Source organism: Arthrobacter sp. MDT1-48-3 (assembly GCF_054511015.1).
This window is the reverse complement of record NZ_JBTNDL010000003.1, coordinates 139271-156761: the sequence shown is the minus strand read 5'-3', so window position 1 is coordinate 156761 and position 17491 is coordinate 139271. Positions and strand designations below refer to the sequence as shown.

The following is a 17491-nucleotide window of genomic DNA, read 5'->3' as shown; positions in this document are numbered from 1 at the left end:
CTAGAGGAAGAGACTGAGGATCAGGGTGAACCCGAGCGCCACCACGGACGCGACGGAGACGCCGATGGAGCAGGTCTTGAAGGTCCCCCGCGTGGTCTGGCCGAGCATGGACTGCAGCAGCCAGAAGGTGTTGGACGTGACGTGGACGAAGAACAGCGATCCTGCGCCGGCGGCCAGCGCGATGAGGACCGGGTCGAGTCCCAGCGTCGGTGCGACGGGCGCCAGGAGCCCGGCCGCGGTGATCGCGGAGATGGAAACCGACCCGACAGCCACATGGAGCAGGGCCGCGATGCCCCACACCACGAGCAGCGGGGCCACGGACGAGGCGGAGAAGTAGCCGCCCAGGACATCACCCATGCCGCTCGCGGCGACGACGGCGGCGAGCGCGCCACCGGCGCCGGTGAGGATCAGGATCTGCCCGGACTCACGGAAACCGCCGACGACGGCTTCCTCGACGCGCTTGGTGCCGATGGTGCGGCGGGCGACGAAGCTGGTGCCGAGCAGGCCGATCAGGAGCGCGATGACCGGGGTGGAGAGGAAGTCGGTGACGGGGGACGTGAAGCCGGCCATCCCGGCCAGGGCGCCGCCGCCGATGAGGACGAGGGACAGGAGCATGGGACCGAACATGACGAGCAGGCTCGCCTCCTTCGGCCCCCTCGCCGTGCGGGTCCGCACGTCGTAGGGGAGCAGGCCGACGCGGCTCCGCGGGTCCGAGGCGGGCAGGACCGCCGCCGGATCGTCCGACGGCGCGACGGGCGCGCCGCCGGGGGCGAGGCCGTCGGCACCGAGGTCCTGCGCCTCCTCCACCGGTTCCTGGTCCTTCTCCACGTTCCAGAAACCGCGCTGGATGAAGAAGTCCATGATGAAGATCGAGACGAGGATCGTCGGGATGATGACGAGCAGGCCGAAGATGAGCATGCTGCCCAGGGGGACGCCCAGCAGGCCGGCCAGCGCGACGGTCGCGACGCCCGGGACCATGAGGACGATGCCGCACTCGAGGCTGATGGCCATGGCGGTGGCCATCCTCGCCGTTCCAAACTTGCCGAGCTTCGGGGCGATCCGCCGCGCCAGGGGTGCGCTCATGACCAGCAGCACGTCGAGGAAGATCGACTGCAGCATGGTGCCCAGCGTCAGGCCCAGCGCGTACGGGATGCCCTTCGGCCCGAAGACCTTCATCAACCGCTCGACGAGTTTGTTGATGGCGCCCATCTCGTTGAGGATCGCGCCCATGAGGACACCCCAGGCGATGAGGAGCCCGACCTCGAACATGATGTCGCCGAAGCCCTGCATGATCGTGTCCGTCGTGCCCGTGGCCCCCAGGCCGGTGGCGAGGCCGAGGCCGGCTGCTCCGATCACCAGGGAGAGCGCCGGGTTGACCCGTAATTTGAGGATCAGGAACACGATGGCGATGATCGCCACCGCCGTGATCGAGAGGATCTGCCAGTCTGCCATGAGTCCCGCTTCGTCGTTGAAGGCCGATGTCGGCTGATTGCTACTCACAATCTGAACATGCGCTCATAATGTGAGTCAAACAACATCGACGCGGGCTGGGCAGATTGCGAATCATCGTCGTCGGCGGCGGACAGCACGGCGGATCCCGCTGGTTGTCCGCGCCGCAGCGCGGACAACCAGCACTACTCCCCGGCGGAAGGGGCGACGTCGAGGATCCAGGTCACGCCGAAGCTGTCCGTCAGCATGCCGAATCCAGGGCTCCATGCGGAGGCAGCCAGGGGTTCGATGACGGTTGCCGCGACGGAGAGCCTGGACCAGTAGTCCTGCACGTCGTCGAGGTCGGTGCCGCGGACGGAGACGAAGAACGGCTGATCGGTGATCGTGGTGCCGTTCTCGCGCCGGGTCGACCCCGCGGTGTCCGCCGGACCGCCCGACTGTCCTGGGATGTCGTACGCCATGACGCGGAACCCGTCCTCGGTCTCGACCTGACCGAAGACGACGTCGTCCGCACCGGGGAGTCCTGCGGGCATGCCGAAGTCGCCGTACGTCGCGATCATGACGTGGCCGCCGAAGACGGACCGGTAGAAGTCCAGGGCTGCCCGGGCGTCGCCGCGGAAGTTCAGGTGGGTGGTGGTGGTGATGCTCATTACTGCTCCTCGTGAGGTCGGATGCCGGGGCTCTCCCCGGCATCCCCGACTCTCTCAGGCATGTAGGACGGTTCCGGTCCTACACCGGACCTAGGATCGGAGGCATGACGACAACCGCCTCGCGCCTGTTGCAGCTGCTGTCCCTGCTGCAGATGCGGCGGGACTGGCCGGGGTCCCTGCTGGCGGAGCGCCTGGAGATCAGCCATCGGACGGTGCGGCGCGACGTCGACCGACTGCGCGAGATGGGCTACACCATCCGCGCCACGATGGGCCCCGACGGCGGATACAGGCTCGACGCCGGCGATGAGGTACCCCCTCTCCTGTTCGACGACGACCAGGTCATCGCCCTGGCCGTGGCGTTGCAGACGGTGCCCGCCTCCGGAGTGGGGATCGGGGAGGCGGCGAGCCGCGCCCTAGCCACCGTGCGGCAGGTCCTGCCCTCCCGGCTGCGGCACCGCCTCGACGCTTTGGACGTCACTGCGCTCCCCGCTCTCCCCGGCGACCTGGCGCGGAGAACCGTGTTACCGGAGGTGCTCATCACCCTCTCCGCCGCCATCCGGGCCCGCACCGTGCTGCGCTTCGACTACGCCGGCGGAAGACCCTCCGACGGCGTCGGTCCCACGCCTCCCCGCAGGGCGGAGCCGCACCATCTCGTCGCCGCGCAGGGGCGCTGGTACCTGGTGGCCTGGGACCTCGACCGGAACGACTGGCGTATCTTCCGCGCGGACCGGATCGATGCCCGCAGCCCCTCGGGTCCCCGGTTCACGGCTCGGCAGGTTCCCGGCGACGACGTCGCCGGGTTCGTCGTGGCGCGCTTCAAGGGCTCCGCGCAGGACGATCGATGGCCGTGCACCGGGACGGTGATCCTGCACCGCCCGGCGTCCGAGGTGCTCCCGTTCGCCGGCGACGGCACCGTCGAGGATCTCGGCACCGACCGGTGCGGCCTGACGGCGGGGGCCTGGTCATGGGTGGCCCTCGCCGCCTCCCTGAACCGCTTCGACACCGACGTCGACGTCGTCCATCCGCCGGAACTGGCCGAGGCCTTCGCGCACCTCGCGGTACGCAACACCACGACGGCGGCTGCCTTCTCCGCACAGGACGGCGGATGGGCACTCCTGGCGGGCGAGCGGCGATCGACCCCGACCGCCACCTAGGCGGCCGGGGTCGATCGTCGGTCCTGCGGCTACCGCTCGGGCAGCTACTTCGAGGCGCCCGCCGTCGAGCTCGTCGTCTCGTCGGCGTCGGGATCCCCCGCGCGGCCCTCCGGCTCGGCGGCGGTGACCTGCCCGCCGCCCACGTGGTGGCGGTCGTTCCGGCCGTCGTCGCCCCTGGTCTTGAGCAGGCTCGCGACGGTGGCGACGGCGATCGTCGCGCCGATGAACAGCAGCGAGAACCAGATGGGGATCTCGGGGACCCAGAGGAGCGGCTGTCCGCCGTTGATGAAGGACAGCTCGTTGACGTGCAGGGCGTGGAAGACGAGCTTCACGCCGATGAACGCGAGGATGACGGCGAGGCCCTGGGCCAGGTAGACCAGGCGTTCGAGCAACCCGCCGATGAGGAAGAACAGCTGGCGCAGGCCCATGAGGGCGAACGCGTTGGCGGTGAAGACGATGTACGCCTCGTTGGTCAGGCCGTAGATCGCGGGGATGGAGTCGACGGCGAAGATGAGGTCCACGAAGCCGATCGCGATGATGGTGAGCAGCATCGGGGTGACGAAGCGCGTGCCACCCTTCTTCACGGTGAGCTTGTCCTCGTGGTACTCGTCCGTGACGGGCAGGACGCGACGGACGAGCTGCATGAACTTGCCGTCGGCGGGGTTGGAGTCGTGGCTGCCGAACGCCTGCTTGTAGGCCAGGAAAAGCAGCAGGGCGCCGAAGATGTAGAAGACCCAGGAGAAGTTCTCGATCAGTCCTGCGCCGATGGCGATGAATGCGCCGCGGAGGATCAGGGCGATGATGATGCCGATCATCAGCACCTTCTGCTGGTACTTCTTGGGGACGGCGAAGCCGGTCATCACGATGAGGAAGACGAAGAGGTTGTCGATGGACAAGGCCTTCTCCGTCAGGTAGCCGGCGAAGTACTCGCCGCCGAACGTCCAGCCGGACAGAACGCCGATCCCGACGCCGAAGAGCAGGGCCAGGCCGATGTAGAAGGCGGACCAGCGCGCGGACTCGCCGATGGTCGGTTCGTGGGGTTTGCGCACGTGCGCGAAGAACTCGTAGACGAAGAAGAGGATCGTCACGGCAATGGTGATCAACCAGATCAGGGGTGTGACCTGCATGAGGGGTACTCCAAAGGGTAGGCGTCGGACATAGGCGCCAAGGTCTCCTCCGCCCGGTCGGAACCGGAACCGATCGGCCCGGAATGCAGCGGTGCATCCGTATTGACGGGCCGATCACAGACGGGAGTACTCCCCTTGATACAAAAAGCCTAACGCACGTGCGCCCTGCAGGATTCCCACCTCCGGATCTGTCGGCCGGATGGTTAGGCTGGGTGGATGGCCACGGTTCTCCTCGTGCGGCACGGCCGCACCACAGCAAACGCGTCCGGACTGCTGGCCGGGCGGGCCGACGGCGTCAGCCTCGACGAGATCGGCCGCGACCAGGCGGCCGCGACGGGTACGCGGCTCGCGGCCGTGCCCGTCGTCGGGGTGGTGTCCAGTCCCCTCGAGCGGTGCCGGCAAACTGCGCAGTTCATCCTCGACCGGCAGACCGGCACCCCGCACGCGCCGGTCGACGACGGGATCACCGAGTGTGACTACGGCCAGTGGCAGGGCCGCATGTTGGCCGACCTCGCCACCGAGGCGCTGTGGCCGGTGGTGCAGTCGCAGCCGTCCGCCGTCACGTTCCCCGGCGGCGAGTCCATGGCCGCGATGCAGGCCCGGTCGGTGGCGGCGATCCGCCGCCACGATGCTGCCTTCGAGGCGGAGTTCGGGCCGGGTGCCGTGTGGGTGGCGGTGAGTCACGGCGACATCATCAAGTCGGTCCTGGCCGACGCGCTCGGCACGCACCTCGACCTGTTCCAGCGCATCCACGTCGGCCCGGCCTCCGTCTCGATCGTGCAGTACGGCTCGAGCCGACCGACCGTCCTCGCTACCAACACCGACGCCGGGGACCTGTCGTGGCTGTCGGCCGCCGCCCCCTCCGGTGATGCGCCGGTGGGCGGTGGCGCAGGGCACACGACTCCCCCGACCGCAGGAGCCTAAGGTAGTCCTATGCCTACAACCGTTCACGAGTTCGAGTGGCCCGACCGGGTGGTCATCGGCACCATCGGCGTTCCGGGACAGCGCACGTTCTACCTGCAGGTGCGCACAGGGAAGCAGATCGTCAGCATCGCGATGGAGAAGCAGCAGTCGGCCCAGCTCGCCGAGAAGATCGACGAGGTCCTCGACCAGCTCATCGCCCTCGACGGCAACCCCTTCAGCATTCCCACGAGCACTCCGATCGAGCTCGTCGACAACGACCAGCTGGAGACCGTCGAGGAGCAGTTCCGCACCGGTGTCATGAGCCTGGGGTGGGACCCGACGACGGCGCAGATCGTCATCGAGGCGTACCCGCTCTCCGATGCCGACGACGACGAGGCGCTGCTCGAGGACGACGACGTCGACGCCGCCGAGATGCTGCGGGTGCGGATGCCGGTCGGCACCGCCCGCGCCTTCGCCAAGCGGGCCCGCGAGGTGGTGGGCGCCGGGCGTCCGATCTGCGAGCTCTGCGGCTACCCCATCGACGCCGAAGGGCACATCTGCACCCTCCCCGAGGCCTGATGCCGGCGCCCGACCTGGTGACCGCCGAGCTGACCCTCACGGGCCGCATCACGACGGCGTCGAACGCCACGTTCCTGGGCAGCATCGGCGGTACGGCGGTCGTGTACAAGCCGATCAAGGGCGAGAAACCGCTGTGGGACTTCCCCGACGGCTGCCTGGCCCACCGAGAGGTGGCCGCCTACCTCGTGTCTGAGGTGTTCGGCTGGAACATCGTGCCGCGCACGTGGCTGCGCGACGGCCCGTTCGGCGAGGGCATGGTGCAGCTCTGGCAGGAAACGGACCCCGACCAGGACGCGGTGGACCTCGTCGCCGCGGATGACGTGCCGGAGACGGGCTGGAAGCAGGTCCTCGAGGGTCAGGACGAGACGGGCCGCATCGTTGCCCTCGTCCACGAGGACACCCCGGCACTGCGGCGGATGGCGGTATTCGACGTTCTCGCCAACAACGCCGACCGCAAGGGCGACCACATCCTCGCGATGGGCGACGGACACCGGTACGGCGTGGACCACGGGCTCACATTCCATCAAGACCACAAGCTGCGCACGGTGCTCTGGGGCTGGGTGGGTGACGCGCTGACGGCCGAGGAGCTCGAGGGCATCGATCGTGTCCGCGACGGGCTTCAGGGGTCGCTCGGTCGTGACCTCGCGGACCTGCTCACCGCCGAGGAGATCGCGTCGCTCGCTGCACGATGCGCGGCCTTGCGAGCGACCGAGCGATTCCCGCCTCCGCGCGGGGAGATGCCGGCGGTGCCCTGGCCGCTGTTCTGAGCGAGCTGACGAACTTGGTTCCCTACCAAAGCCGATTTACGCGACCCTCCACTTAGCTCCCCGATAATTCATTTTCAGTAGCTCACAGTTCCAGTCGTGAAAAGACTTCCAAGCACCGATAGTTGACCTTATGTCAGGTAATGGTTTGGGAAGGGGTTGAACCGCTCTTATTCCGTGCTCATGAACGTGATCTGGTTCAGGACTGTTGTAAGGTCATCGGCCACCGGCAGGGCGCGTTGCTCCCTGCCGGCAGGTTCTCGTACGTGTAGGTGGGCATAGCCATCGGTGACTCACAACGACCGAGCATGTGCGGCATAGTGTGACTGTTTTCCCTGGTGCGAATTAGAGTCTTTGCCCTCGACTGCTGTGGACGGATACTGCACCGAGTCAGCGCACCCGAAATTTGTACGCGACCTGCCGCGTCGGGTATCTAACGCCACGATTAAGTGTGCAGGCAGTATCCGCACACTTGAATTTGTCAGTTGTAGTCGAGCTCTAGTGCATTAGCGAGGCCGCCGACGGCTGGAACCTCGACCCACTAGAGACGACATCGTAGCCGGAGTAACACCAGCAGACCGCACATAAAAGACCCTCCTCCGGGCCGTACCAAAGGGGACTTTTTAGATAGTCACGAAGACCTCGTGTCGCTAAGCATCAACGCTGACGTGTGGCGATGCCTGGGGCAAACGTTGTAGCAGGTCGTTCGCTCGCGGAAGCGCTTGACTGCATGTCTTGGCCAGCAGCCCTGTCGGGGATGCGCCTCACGATGGGTGGGAGCTTCATTTGGGACAGTCGTTGCACTTCCACCGACGTCGGGCGCTTGAGTTGTTCGTCCAAAGTGACCTTCAAGCGCGCTGCAAGGATCTCGCGTCGCAGTGTGTCAAACACCTGGTCCTTGCGGGATGCGTTGCTGGTGTGTCGTTCAGTCATGTCAACCCTCCTTGCTAGCTCCATTATCGCTTGCCTCTGTTGGACCGTCTACCGGAGCGGCTGACTGCGGTCGATCCACGGCGGCCCGAAGCCTTGGTAGGTGGCGGCCCGTCGGCAGCAGGCACGGCGCCAGCAGCAGGGACCTCTTCATCGGGCCCATCGTTGCGCTGATGGTTGCTCTTCTCCACGCGTTCAGCGGCCCGGGTGGCTTCGTCGTTGCCGTCACCGGGGCTTGGGCCGGGGCCGGGGCCGGGATCAACGTCGACATCTTCGAACTCGGGCTCGTTTCTCGGAGCCGAGTAGACAGCGAGCATCGCTGCCAAATCTTCGTATGTAAGCTCTCGAGCCTGTTCCTGCAGACCATCCAGCACAGCAGCGGCGGCTTCGTCATAGCTCAGCAGCGACGTCATTTCCTCATAAGTCAGTCCGTCTTGGGTACGGGCATCTTCGAGCAACTGACGGATACCTTCTGGTTCCATCTCGGTAGAGGTAACCTCCCAGACCGCGTCTAGGAGTTCCTTGTCCTTAGGACCTGCCAGCTCGCTCTTAGCCAGAAGATCCAGCATCCCTGCACCGTAGCCATAGAGCGTGGTGTTATCACTCGATGCTGCCTCCAGAGCCCACTGCGTCCTCCGCCACCACTCGCTCCTAGCGTCAGCCTCGCGCTTCTGCCTAAGGTTCCGCGCGTCACTGCGCACAGTGACCCGCAGCGCCCGGCGTTGCTGGGTCAAGGACCGCGAGCCGATGATGAAGGCAACCAAGGCGGCCAAAAGAGCTGCGTAGGAACCGAACGCTGCCCAAGGCTCCCACCAGTCTGGGCCCCGCTGGGAAGCTGGCGCTAAGCCCTCAAGCGCCCTCACCAGCCTGTCGACGACATGTTGCATCTCCGTCTCGTCCATAACCTCGGGAACCTACCCTGCCTTCCTACGCTGCGAGCCTGCCGATTCTATCGTCCGCACATCATCCCTTATCCAAAATGCGGCAATCACGGTCCTCCCAATGGGACTGAGGCGACAAGATAAGGCTGAACGCTTTAATTCAATAGTCGACCGTTCACGTTTTGCTGCAGGAGCGGTGGCTGGAAGCTTACGCGGACGGCGGAATGTCGTCATGGCGGGTCGGTGACTTCGCCAGTCATCCAACCGTCCTCTTTGCAAAGCATGGCCCGTTTGGGAAGCGCGGCACATCGCATCAGCCGAAGACAGCCTGAAGGACGCTGGCGTGCGAAGCCCCTCCAACTGACTGGACCTGGGGCTGGGTTCCCTAATGTTGGTTACCTACTCGACACGCAGTACGTGGGTAGGTGCCGTTGCGCCTCGTCTCCTCTACCAGCCCCCTAGGGTGATACAGGCACCGGAACTCAGGTCCGGAATTTAGAACGAGACGGCTGGAAGCGCCGTAAATAATGGGGGACCGTGAACCGGAATAAAAGTCACAACCTGACCAGCGTGAAAAAACGAGAAGCTGGTCGCGTCTATGAGACAGTTGAAAATAGATCCGAACGCAATCTAGCTCGCGCACTGAAACTCGTTGCACCTCTCCTCGGTGGATTCATTTTACTGACAGTCCTAAACACGCTACAACGCTCGTCAGAAGGTAGTTATTGGCTGCCTCGCACTGCCGATGACTGGGCGGCGTGGGCTGCATGGTTTGGGCTTCTCGCTACCGTATCCGCAGTCTTCTACGCTGCGAAGCAATACCTTAGTGACACTGAGGAAAAACGCATTGCGCGACATGCTCGTGATGCCGAGGCCCGTAGTATTGCGGACGCCCTTAAGACAAGAGTTGCGTCGACCAACCCCATAGATCCAGAGTACCCAAATGAGCAACCCGATCCGACTTTTGTTGATGGTGTAAATTTGTACATCACCAATTATGGCGAGAAAGAAATCAAAGACATACAGGTCAAGATTCCTGACGTGAAAGCGAAAGTTGTTTACGGAGGCTTGGGGCCACAGGATATGTTTAGCACGGATAATGACGGCTCTATATCTTGGAGAAAAATGGTGGATCATCCATATCTGCTGTCTGAAAATCAGCAACTGTGGATATGCGGTAGCCTTGCGCCGGGCGAAATGATGAGGCTGACCTTCGAGTTCGCAGAAGTGACCACGGACGCCCGGTGGACCGGTTTCAATAATGATCAACGAATCACCGGCAGGCTTGCCGTAATCTTCACCGACTACATGGATCGTTCTTGGGTCCGTTCCACTGGGGATAAGCGTTTGCAGCGACTGTGGCCGGAATCTGTCATTGAGGAGCAGGCCCCGCTTCCGGTGGCTTAAACGTCTAACTGATTCTCGTCACGGCACCCTCCGGGCCGGACCGGTTGCTTAGCCTTAGAGCGAGCGTCCGCTGTCCCGTTTCGCCTGGTCCGCCCGACGGTTCGCTGCTGCCGCGTCGTTCTTGCCCGCTGCAGCCTGACGTGCCTGACGCTCCGCGGCAGTCGCCTTCCTGCTGTTAATGAGGTCGGCCTGTCGCTGACTGAGCCCTCCGGCAGCGTTGGTACGACGTGCAGCAGTGCTGTCGTGCTCATTCACGGTTGTCTCCTTCTGACTCTGGTTCTTCACATCGGACGGTAGTTCGCCTGCAGCGTCTCCGGCCGCCGCGCGGTGCCTGGCGAGCACCCGGGCGACGGCGGCCGACATGTCGTCGCCTTGCTGCGGTGCTGGTTCGGCCTGTACGGCGTCCACGATCCGTGCCTCGCGCTGCTGCGGTGCCGGCAGGGGATCGCCGGCGGTGGCGCGTTCTGAACGCATCCGGTCGATGACGCGCCGGGCTGCTGCCTGCTCGGTCGCCATGCGGTCCACGATCGCTGCCTCGTCTGCACCCTGCTGGATCTGCGTGGCCGTCCACGGTGCGACGGTGGTGTGTTCGCTGTGCTTGTGCAGGGCGGTGGCGCGCTCGATGAGACGCTGCGCGGTCGGATCGTCCCGGTACTGCTTGGGGATCAGCGCAGTCTCGTGGGTGCCGATGTTGTACCGGTTCCGGTACGCCTCGGCCTCGGCCTCGATGCTGTGCCACTCGGCTGCCTTCGCGTCCTTCCCAGGCGTCTTTCATCGCAGCGCCGGTTGATGTCCTTGCCGATGCCATCCACGAAGGCTTCCAAACGGAACACGGCGGTCCGGACGACGAGGGCGTGGGGTATGACGGCAGGGAGGGTGGGTATCAATTGTTTGTCTATGACACCTGGGACTTACTCGATGAGTTTGATGTTACGGACAATACGTCTCTCCGAGCCGATCTTTCAACGTCCATCGCTGGCCCGTGGTGTCAGCTCAATCCATACCGCTCATCACCAGTCGAAGCTTTGTCTTGGGGCTGGAGCGGTTTCCGTGAGTATGTAGCCAGAGTGCCGCGCGAGGATCTGCATGTTCCGTCTCCAGATGCGGATCAACGGCGGGAGGAGGGTGAGATACCACCGGAGGACATGCTTGCCGTACTGACTACGACAATCAAGCAGGGGGAACTGGTTCGAGTTCTCCCGGCAGGCACTCGCTGGTTCCGCTCACGGCCACATGAGTCAGTAGAGCACTTCTTTTCGGCTAAGGATTTAGGTAGCCCGCCGCCAGTGGCAGCAAAGACGAATCGCATGAGTGCGGCTGGTGAGAGCGTTTTCTATGGTGCGAAGAGCAGAAAGGGGGTTCTGGCGGAGATCAAGGGATACACTTCCTCCGAATATGCCACGATTGCCGCTTGGGAAACTGCTCGCCCTATGCTCGTTATCGATCTGGCTGACCTGCCAAAAATTCCATCCCTGTTTGATCCCGCCGAACGCCATCGGCGAGTGAACCTGCTTTTTCTTCACGGCTTCGCAGCCGACGTGCGCAAAACTGCCAAGGCAGGAGATGACGAAGACCAGCACTATGTGCCTACACAGATCGTGGCCGAACATATCCGCGAACTCTTTCGAGACGCCGAGGGCAATCGGGCGATGGGAGTTCTTTGGCGATCAGCCAAAGACGGAAGGGTGATAAACTGCGTGCTGTTTGTCGATAACGAGGGGTGTGTAGAGCAGAGCCGAGGATGGGCTAACAATGCGAGGGCATGGTTGGGGCTTACTCCTAGCAGTCAGCAACGCGGTCCGCTTGCAAACACCTCGCCCTGGGTAGAGGAAGATCAACAATAGTTCGCCAATTTCTACCTCCCCATCTGACGGTCATGGGTCGTAAGCATCAGTTCGGCGACGTGAGTTGTCTCCCGGATCACATACCGTGCCGCCTCAGTTGTCACTCCCGTGGGCAGCGTCCTGCCATGGCCTGTCCCCTGAAGATTCCTTAGCACGTTAACGGCGATAACAGTCTTCTTCGCCGACCTATAAATCTCGCGAATCTGCTTCACGCCCTCAACCGAGTCGTTGAGTACCGCAGGAAGTAGGCCTAGCCTTTCGAATGAGAGATCGATGAGACCAGGAAACGGTATACGCGGGTCTGGAGTAAGTCCTCCCTCTTCAAGTACAAATTTTGCGATCGCCTCAATCAGTTCTTTGGCGCCGCCCAGTACTGCGGCTGGGTCGTCTATGTTCCTTCGCAAGCGTTGGAGTTGCTCGTCCAGTGCGGCGCGGCCGCCAGTTTCTAGATCGATCTTCCCGAGCTGCTCCAGTCGTCCATCCTCTGACAGGCCCCACCCAGCATGTGTTAACGCCGCACGGAGGTCATGAACCCGCTGCTCATCCCCTAGGAAGCTGAAGCTGCCGTTGAGCCGAAGGGCATTGAGCAGACGATCGACCAAGCTTCGTGCGTTGGTGGAGTGACGCACAGCAGCGCGGCAGACAGTAAGCACGCGTTGCTGCTTGTTCGGGGTTTGAGTCGTCGGGTCATATGGGTCATGCTCTGACAGTCCAGAGGCAAGGAAAGCCTGCGTCAATACGGAGTGTGAGGGTCCATCGCCTGCGAAGAAAAATTGTCGAAAGGCTGCGGCTACCTCGTCATTCAAGGGTGCGCTCATGGGCTAATTGTGCCCCGTGCAAGCAGTCGGTGATGCATGCTCTTCAGCGCTGCCATGTGTGGCGTGCACCATCGCGTCTCCGGTTGCTGCGTATTTTTCACACGAAGCCCCTGAGGGTGCAGATTGTCTGACCACCTCGATACTATTGGGTCAGGTTCTCGAGAAAGCGGCATCATGACGGTCGATCCACGCGCAGTTTTTGTAATCCATGGGCGCAACGAAGCGGCCAGGAAGGCTATCTTCGATTTTTTGAGGTCAATCGGCCTCAATCCGCTGGAGTGGTCTCAAGCTCTCGCAATGACGGGCCAGGGGTCTCCATACATTGGAGATGTTCTCAATGCTGCTTTCGGTGCTGCCAGTGCCGTTGTCGTCCTTCAGACTCCAGATGACATCGCACATCTTCATGAGTCGCTGACTTACCCAGGGGATCCTGAGTGCGCGCCTCAGATGCAGCCTCGCCCTAACGTACTGTTCGAGGCAGGTATGGCGATGGGCCGCGATCCGGATCGGACAGTGATCGTGGAGTTGGGTCATATCAAGAGCTTCAGCGACATACATGGGCGACATGTGGTGCGTCTTGATAACTCGACGCAGAAGCGTCAGGAACTTGCGACTCGTCTGCGGACGGCCGGCTGCTCGGTCAACACTGACGGAACTGATTGGCACACAGCTGGTGATCTCACGCCCCCTTCCGCTCCTGGTGCCGGACTGCCCCTAGGACGACGCCTGCCCTCCTCGGAGGCGTCTGGGCGTCCTCGTTTGTCTGCACGGCTGAATGAACGTGGTGGTAACAAAATGAGCGACGTTATTATTACCAACAGTGGCCCTGGGGATGTCTTCAATCTCGATGTGCATCCAGCGGAAGGTGAACAACCGGGACTATTTAGAGAGACTGATTCCCTTCCCGTACCCACCCTTCCGCAGGGCAAGTCTGTGGTTGCGCTTCAGAAGATGCCGCCCGGCTTCGGCGGCTCCAAGCCCTACTTCAATATCCTCATCACCGGCACGACCGCGGACGGGGTAGCAATTAACGAGACCGAGTTTGTGAGCGGTGCCTGATGGAGATCCCGGTTTCCTTCCCTTTGGACCACGACGGATTTCTCCGGCGGGAATGCCCGCATTGCGCACAGGAGTTCAAATGGCATCACGGGCCGGCCAGTGAGGAATCAGAGCAAGCTCCAGACCCGGAGACGTATCACTGCCCACTATGCGGGCAGTCTGCAGCCCCAGGCTCTTGGTTCACTCAGGATCAAGTCGAGCACATCCAACAGGCGGCGATGCCAGCAGCCCTCAGGTCCATGCAGGACGAGTTGAACGGCGTGTTCCGAGGTGCATCTAACAAGCATTTCTCGGTGAAGCAGACCAGAAAATTCGATATACCTGACTCCGCCATGCCTCTTGTGGAAAAGGACGATATGACGATCATTGCATCGCCATGCCACGCCTATGAACCGGTGAAAGTCCCAGAGACTTCGACTAGCCCGTTTTACTGCCTAGTTTGCGGCTCTCAGTTCGCTGTTTGAGATCCGCCCGTCTTTGCAGCACCATTATGACTTGGTTCTCGCGGAGCTGAACGCCTGTATATCGCCGCGGCTACGCGGGTTTTAGATGCGGCTGAGTCTGTAAGCTCATCCATCCGTAGGCGGGTAAAGCTCAAGGCCGTCCACCGGTGGGGGAACCTCTAGACCTCAGACAAGCAGTTACAGCTATCGTCTCGTAACCGGTGGGTTGCAAGACACCTGGACAAGACACGTCCGCCTTCGCTTAGACATGGGTGCGCCTCGCCTCGCAACCATGTCTCGCAAGCAGAGACCCGAACGCGCGACACGCCCGTTGTTTGCGAGACACCTTTGCTCCCGTGGTGACGCCAATCCGGCATGGAGCGTGCGATTCCTAGGGGCAGAAGCGGCGTCCCCGGTGACGCGTGATGTGGGAACTAGATAGCCAGCGCCGCAGTACTCTCCCGCACCACTAGCCGTGTCGGCACGAGTTCCCGCCCCGGCTCCGTCGAGTTCTCCCGCATCTGCTTCAGCACCTTGTCCACGCAACGCCTGCCCACCTCTGCGAAGTCCTGGTGCACCGTTGTCAGGGGCGGGCTGAAGGACGTGCTGTCCGGGATGTCGTCGAAACCCACGATGCTGACGTCCTGCGGCACCCGGATGCCCTTCTCGTGAAACGCCCGCAGCACCCCCAGCGCCATCTGGTCGTTCCCGACGAACACAGCAGTGCAGTCGGAGGACGCCAGGGTGAGCCCTGCGAGGTACCCCGAGTCCGCCGACCAGTCCCCCCGCAGCAGCGGCGGTTCAGCGCAGCCTCGCGCGGCGAGGGTCTGACGCCAGGCGTTGACGCGCCGCTCCGACGCGAAGGACGCCGACGGGCCGGCCACATGCCACACCGTCGCATGCCCCAGGTCCAATAGGTGCTCCACGGCTTTCTGCGCGCCGTCCGCCTGGTCCGTGTCGATCACGCTGTAGCCGTCGCTCGCATCGGAGTCCACCACCACGGCGTGGACGCCGGGCGGCAGGGACACCGTGGCGGCGTCGAGCAGGTGGACCTCCATGATCACGATGATCGCGTCCACCGCCAGCTCGTTCAGCCGTGAGAATGCCCCCCGCACACCGGCCTGCGTCGGCGCGGAGACGGGGATCAGCGTGATGGCGTAATCCTCCTCCGCGGCGCGGGCCGCAATGGCCTCGAGCGTGCGCACGTTCCCGGTGGTGGACAGCGTGAACAGGATGACGCCGAGCGTCCGGAAGCTCCCCCGCTTCAAGGCCCGCGCGGCGCTGTTCGGCCGGTACCCCAGCTCGTCCATCGCGGCGATGACCTGCTGCCGCGTCGACTCGATGACGCCGGGGCTGCCGTTGGACACCCTCGAGACCGTCTGCGCCGAGACGCCGGCCAGGCGGGCGACGTCGGACATCGAGACGCGCCGGTCCTCACGGACGAGGTGTTGACGCGATGGAGTGGACATGTGACCATCGTAACAACAATGTTTACGTAAACATCCGGCTCTGAGCCCTGCTATGTTTACGCAAACATCATCGACAGAGTCAGAAGGATCCACCCATGACGACGGCGTCTCCCCCACCGGCCGTGCTCGGCACGCAGCCGAAGCCCGCCAAGCGAGCGCAGAAGCGCCCCCAGAAGCGCTCCTGGTCCGGCTGGCTGTTCATCGGCCCGTTCATGGCGGTCTTCGCGCTCGTCTTCCTGGCACCGATCGCGTACTCGATCTTCCTCAGCTTCTTCCGCAACCAGCTCGTGGGCGGCAACGGCTTCGTGGGCCTCGCCAACTACTCACAGGCCCTGCAGGATCCCCAGTTCTGGTCCTCGCTCCTCCGCGTGACGCTGTTCCTCGCGGTGCAGGTGCCCGTGATGCTGCTGATCGCTCTCCTGGTGGCCCTGGCCCTGGACAGCGGCCGGCTCTACGGGAAGTCCTTCTTCCGCATCTCGATCTTCCTGCCGTACGCGGTGCCCGCCGTCGTCGCCAGCCTCATGTGGGGCTTCATGTACGGCACGCGGTTCGGCCTGGTGGGCAACATCAACAGCGCCCTCGGCATCAGCCTGCCGAATCCGCTCTCCCCGGAACTGATCCTCGCCTCGATCGGCAACATCGTCACATGGGAGTTCATCGGCTACAACATGCTGATCTTCTACTCCGCCCTCCGCGTGATCCCGAAGTCCCTCTACGAGGCCGCGGAGATCGACGGCGCCAGCCAGTTCCGCCTCGTCACCGCCATCAAGCTCCCCGCCATCCGCGGAGCCCTCGTGGTGGCCGGCATCTTCTCCGTGATCGGCAGCTTCCAGCTCTTCAACGAGCCCGCCATCCTGCAGAGCCTCGCACCGAACTCCATCTCCACGTTCTTCACCCCGAACCTGTACGCCTACTCGCTGAGCTTCTCCGGCCAGCAGTACAACTACTCCGCCACCGTGGCCATCATCATGGGCGTCATCACCATGGTCATCGCCTACGCCGTGCAGCTGCGCGGCATGCGGAAGGAAAGCTGACCATGAGCGTCGCCGTCGAGCCCACCCGCACGGACAAGCAGAAGAGCAGGCAGAAGCCCGGCTACGTGCGCATGAAGAGCACGCGCCGCGGCGTCGACAACCCGAAGCGCAGCGTCCTGCTGACCGTCCTCACCGGGATCGTCCTGATCTACAGCCTCATCCCGCTGGTCTGGCTGTTCATCAACGCGTCCAAGACCCAGGCCGATCTCTTCACCTCCTTCGGCCTCTGGTTCTCGGGCGACTTCGCCCTCTTCGGCAACATCGGCGACACCCTCGCCTACGACGACGGCATCTTCGGCCGCTGGTTCCTCAACACCGTGCTGTACGTGGTGCTGGGCGCCGGCGGAGCCACGTTCCTCGCCGTCCTCGGCGGCTACGCCCTGGCAAAGTTCAGCTTCCCGGGCAAGAAGGCCGTGTTCGCCGTCGTGATCGGCGCGGTCGCCGTCCCCGGCACGGCCCTGGCGGTCCCCACGTTCCTGATGTTCAGCGAGATGGGCCTCACCAACACCCCGTGGTCGGTGATCATCCCGTCGCTCATCTCGCCCTTCGGCTTGTACCTGATGTGGACGTTCGCCTCCGAGGCCATCCCCACCGAACTGCTGGAATCGGCCCGTATGGACGGCGCCGGCGAGTTCCGCACGTTCTTCCAGATCTGCCTGCCGCTGCTGGGCCCGGGCATCGTCACGGTGCTGCTGTTCACCATGGTGGCCACGTGGAACAACTACTTCCTGCCGCTGATCATGCTGAAGGACCCCGCCTGGTACCCGCTGACCCTGGGCCTGAACGCCTGGAACGCGCAGGCCTCGACGGCCGGCGGCGAGGCCATCTTCAACCTCGTCATCACCGGCTCCCTCCTCACCATCCTCCCGCTGATCGCAGCGTTCCTGCTGCTACAGCGCTACTGGCAGTCCGGCCTCAGCGCCGGCGCCGTCAAAGAGTAAGACCCTTCCCGAAAACCCCTTTTGTGAACGATGAAGTGA

General features: G+C 63.5%; 17 protein-coding genes. 9 read left to right on the top strand and 8 right to left on the bottom strand.

Translation table 11 applies throughout. The features are described from left to right. Positions 1–1500 (bottom strand): GntP family permease, encoded by a 1500-nt coding sequence (locus ACX80L_RS08405; protein ID WP_459288988.1) that lies wholly within the window; start codon positions 1498–1500, stop codon positions 1–3. 134 nt (positions 1501–1634) lie between these two features. Next, positions 1635–2099, bottom strand: coding sequence for a VOC family protein (locus ACX80L_RS08400; RefSeq protein ID WP_459288987.1), 465 nt, complete (start codon positions 2097–2099; stop codon positions 1635–1637). Positions 2100–2203: 104 nt separating this feature from the next. Between ACX80L_RS08400 and ACX80L_RS08395 the strand changes: the two genes are divergently transcribed. After that, entirely contained in the window at positions 2204–3253 is a 1050-nt protein-coding gene (locus tag ACX80L_RS08395; protein ID WP_459288985.1) for a helix-turn-helix transcriptional regulator, read from the top strand. Between the two features lie 44 nt (positions 3254–3297). Here the strand turns inward: ACX80L_RS08395 and ACX80L_RS08390 are convergent, their stop codons facing one another. Beyond that, on the bottom strand, positions 3298–4380 hold the full coding sequence (locus ACX80L_RS08390; RefSeq protein ID WP_459288983.1) for a TerC family protein: 1083 nt from the start codon (positions 4378–4380) through the stop codon (positions 3298–3300). Between the two features lie 216 nt (positions 4381–4596). On the opposite strand from ACX80L_RS08390, the gene ACX80L_RS08385 reads away from it, so the two are divergent. From ACX80L_RS08385 to ACX80L_RS08375, 3 genes are read left to right on the top strand one after another with little or no spacing between them, the layout of a single operon-like run. Beyond that, positions 4597–5304 (top strand): MSMEG_4193 family putative phosphomutase, encoded by a 708-nt coding sequence (locus ACX80L_RS08385; protein ID WP_459288981.1) that lies wholly within the window; start codon positions 4597–4599, stop codon positions 5302–5304. Between the two features lie 9 nt (positions 5305–5313). Next, the gene (locus ACX80L_RS08380) at positions 5314–5862 is read left to right on the top strand and encodes a DUF3090 domain-containing protein (RefSeq protein ID WP_133080173.1); all 549 of its coding nucleotides are present in this window, start codon (positions 5314–5316) and stop codon (positions 5860–5862) included. Continuing rightward, positions 5862–6629 (top strand): SCO1664 family protein, encoded by a 768-nt coding sequence (locus ACX80L_RS08375; RefSeq protein WP_459288979.1) that lies wholly within the window; start codon positions 5862–5864, stop codon positions 6627–6629. The genes ACX80L_RS08380 and ACX80L_RS08375 overlap by 1 nt, the downstream gene beginning before the upstream one ends. Positions 6630–7283: 654 nt before the next feature. Here the strand turns inward: ACX80L_RS08375 and ACX80L_RS08370 are convergent. Both ACX80L_RS08370 and ACX80L_RS08365 read right to left on the bottom strand, forming a co-directional pair. Further along, positions 7284–7559 (bottom strand): hypothetical protein, encoded by a 276-nt coding sequence (locus ACX80L_RS08370; protein ID WP_459288977.1) that lies wholly within the window; start codon positions 7557–7559, stop codon positions 7284–7286. Between the two features lie 23 nt (positions 7560–7582). Continuing rightward, positions 7583–8125 (bottom strand): hypothetical protein, encoded by a 543-nt coding sequence (locus ACX80L_RS08365; RefSeq protein ID WP_459288975.1) that lies wholly within the window; start codon positions 8123–8125, stop codon positions 7583–7585. Between the two features lie 849 nt (positions 8126–8974). Here ACX80L_RS08365 and ACX80L_RS08360 point away from each other — a divergent pair. Beyond that, positions 8975–9844: a hypothetical protein gene (locus ACX80L_RS08360; RefSeq protein ID WP_459288973.1), complete on the top strand. Its 870-nt coding sequence runs from the start codon at positions 8975–8977 to the stop codon at positions 9842–9844. 54 nt (positions 9845–9898) lie between these two features. Here ACX80L_RS08360 and ACX80L_RS08355 read toward each other — a convergent pair whose 3' ends face one another. After that, positions 9899–10360 carry a hypothetical protein gene (locus tag ACX80L_RS08355; RefSeq protein ID WP_459288972.1) on the bottom strand — a complete coding sequence of 154 codons (462 nt, stop codon included), beginning with the start codon at positions 10358–10360 and terminating at the stop codon, positions 9899–9901. A gap of 227 nt (positions 10361–10587) precedes the next feature. On the opposite strand from ACX80L_RS08355, the gene ACX80L_RS08350 reads away from it, so the two are divergent. Further along, complete coding sequence (locus ACX80L_RS08350) at positions 10588–11688, top strand: HEPN-associated N-terminal domain-containing protein (RefSeq protein WP_459289342.1); 1101 nt, start codon at positions 10588–10590, stop codon at positions 11686–11688. Positions 11689–11699: 11 nt separating this feature from the next. Here the strand turns inward: ACX80L_RS08350 and ACX80L_RS08345 are convergent, their stop codons facing one another. Beyond that, positions 11700–12290, bottom strand: a complete 591-nt coding sequence (locus ACX80L_RS08345; RefSeq protein ID WP_459288970.1) for an abortive infection family protein — start codon at positions 12288–12290, stop codon at positions 11700–11702. A gap of 390 nt (positions 12291–12680) precedes the next feature. Between ACX80L_RS08345 and ACX80L_RS08340 the strand changes: the two genes are divergently transcribed. Then, positions 12681–13565, top strand: coding sequence for a TIR domain-containing protein (locus ACX80L_RS08340; RefSeq protein ID WP_459288968.1), 885 nt, complete (start codon positions 12681–12683; stop codon positions 13563–13565). 877 nt (positions 13566–14442) lie between these two features. Here the strand turns inward: ACX80L_RS08340 and ACX80L_RS08335 are convergent. Further along, on the bottom strand, positions 14443–15477 hold the full coding sequence (locus ACX80L_RS08335; protein WP_459288966.1) for a LacI family DNA-binding transcriptional regulator: 1035 nt from the start codon (positions 15475–15477) through the stop codon (positions 14443–14445). A gap of 95 nt (positions 15478–15572) precedes the next feature. On the opposite strand from ACX80L_RS08335, the gene ACX80L_RS08330 reads away from it, so the two are divergent. Further along, a complete protein-coding gene (locus ACX80L_RS08330; RefSeq protein WP_133080159.1) occupies positions 15573–16511 on the top strand; it encodes a carbohydrate ABC transporter permease in 939 nt (312 codons plus the stop codon). Positions 16512–16582: 71 nt separating this feature from the next. Next, on the top strand, positions 16583–17452 hold the full coding sequence (locus ACX80L_RS08325; RefSeq protein ID WP_244186329.1) for a carbohydrate ABC transporter permease: 870 nt from the start codon (positions 16583–16585) through the stop codon (positions 17450–17452). Positions 17453–17491 lie beyond the last annotated feature (39 nt).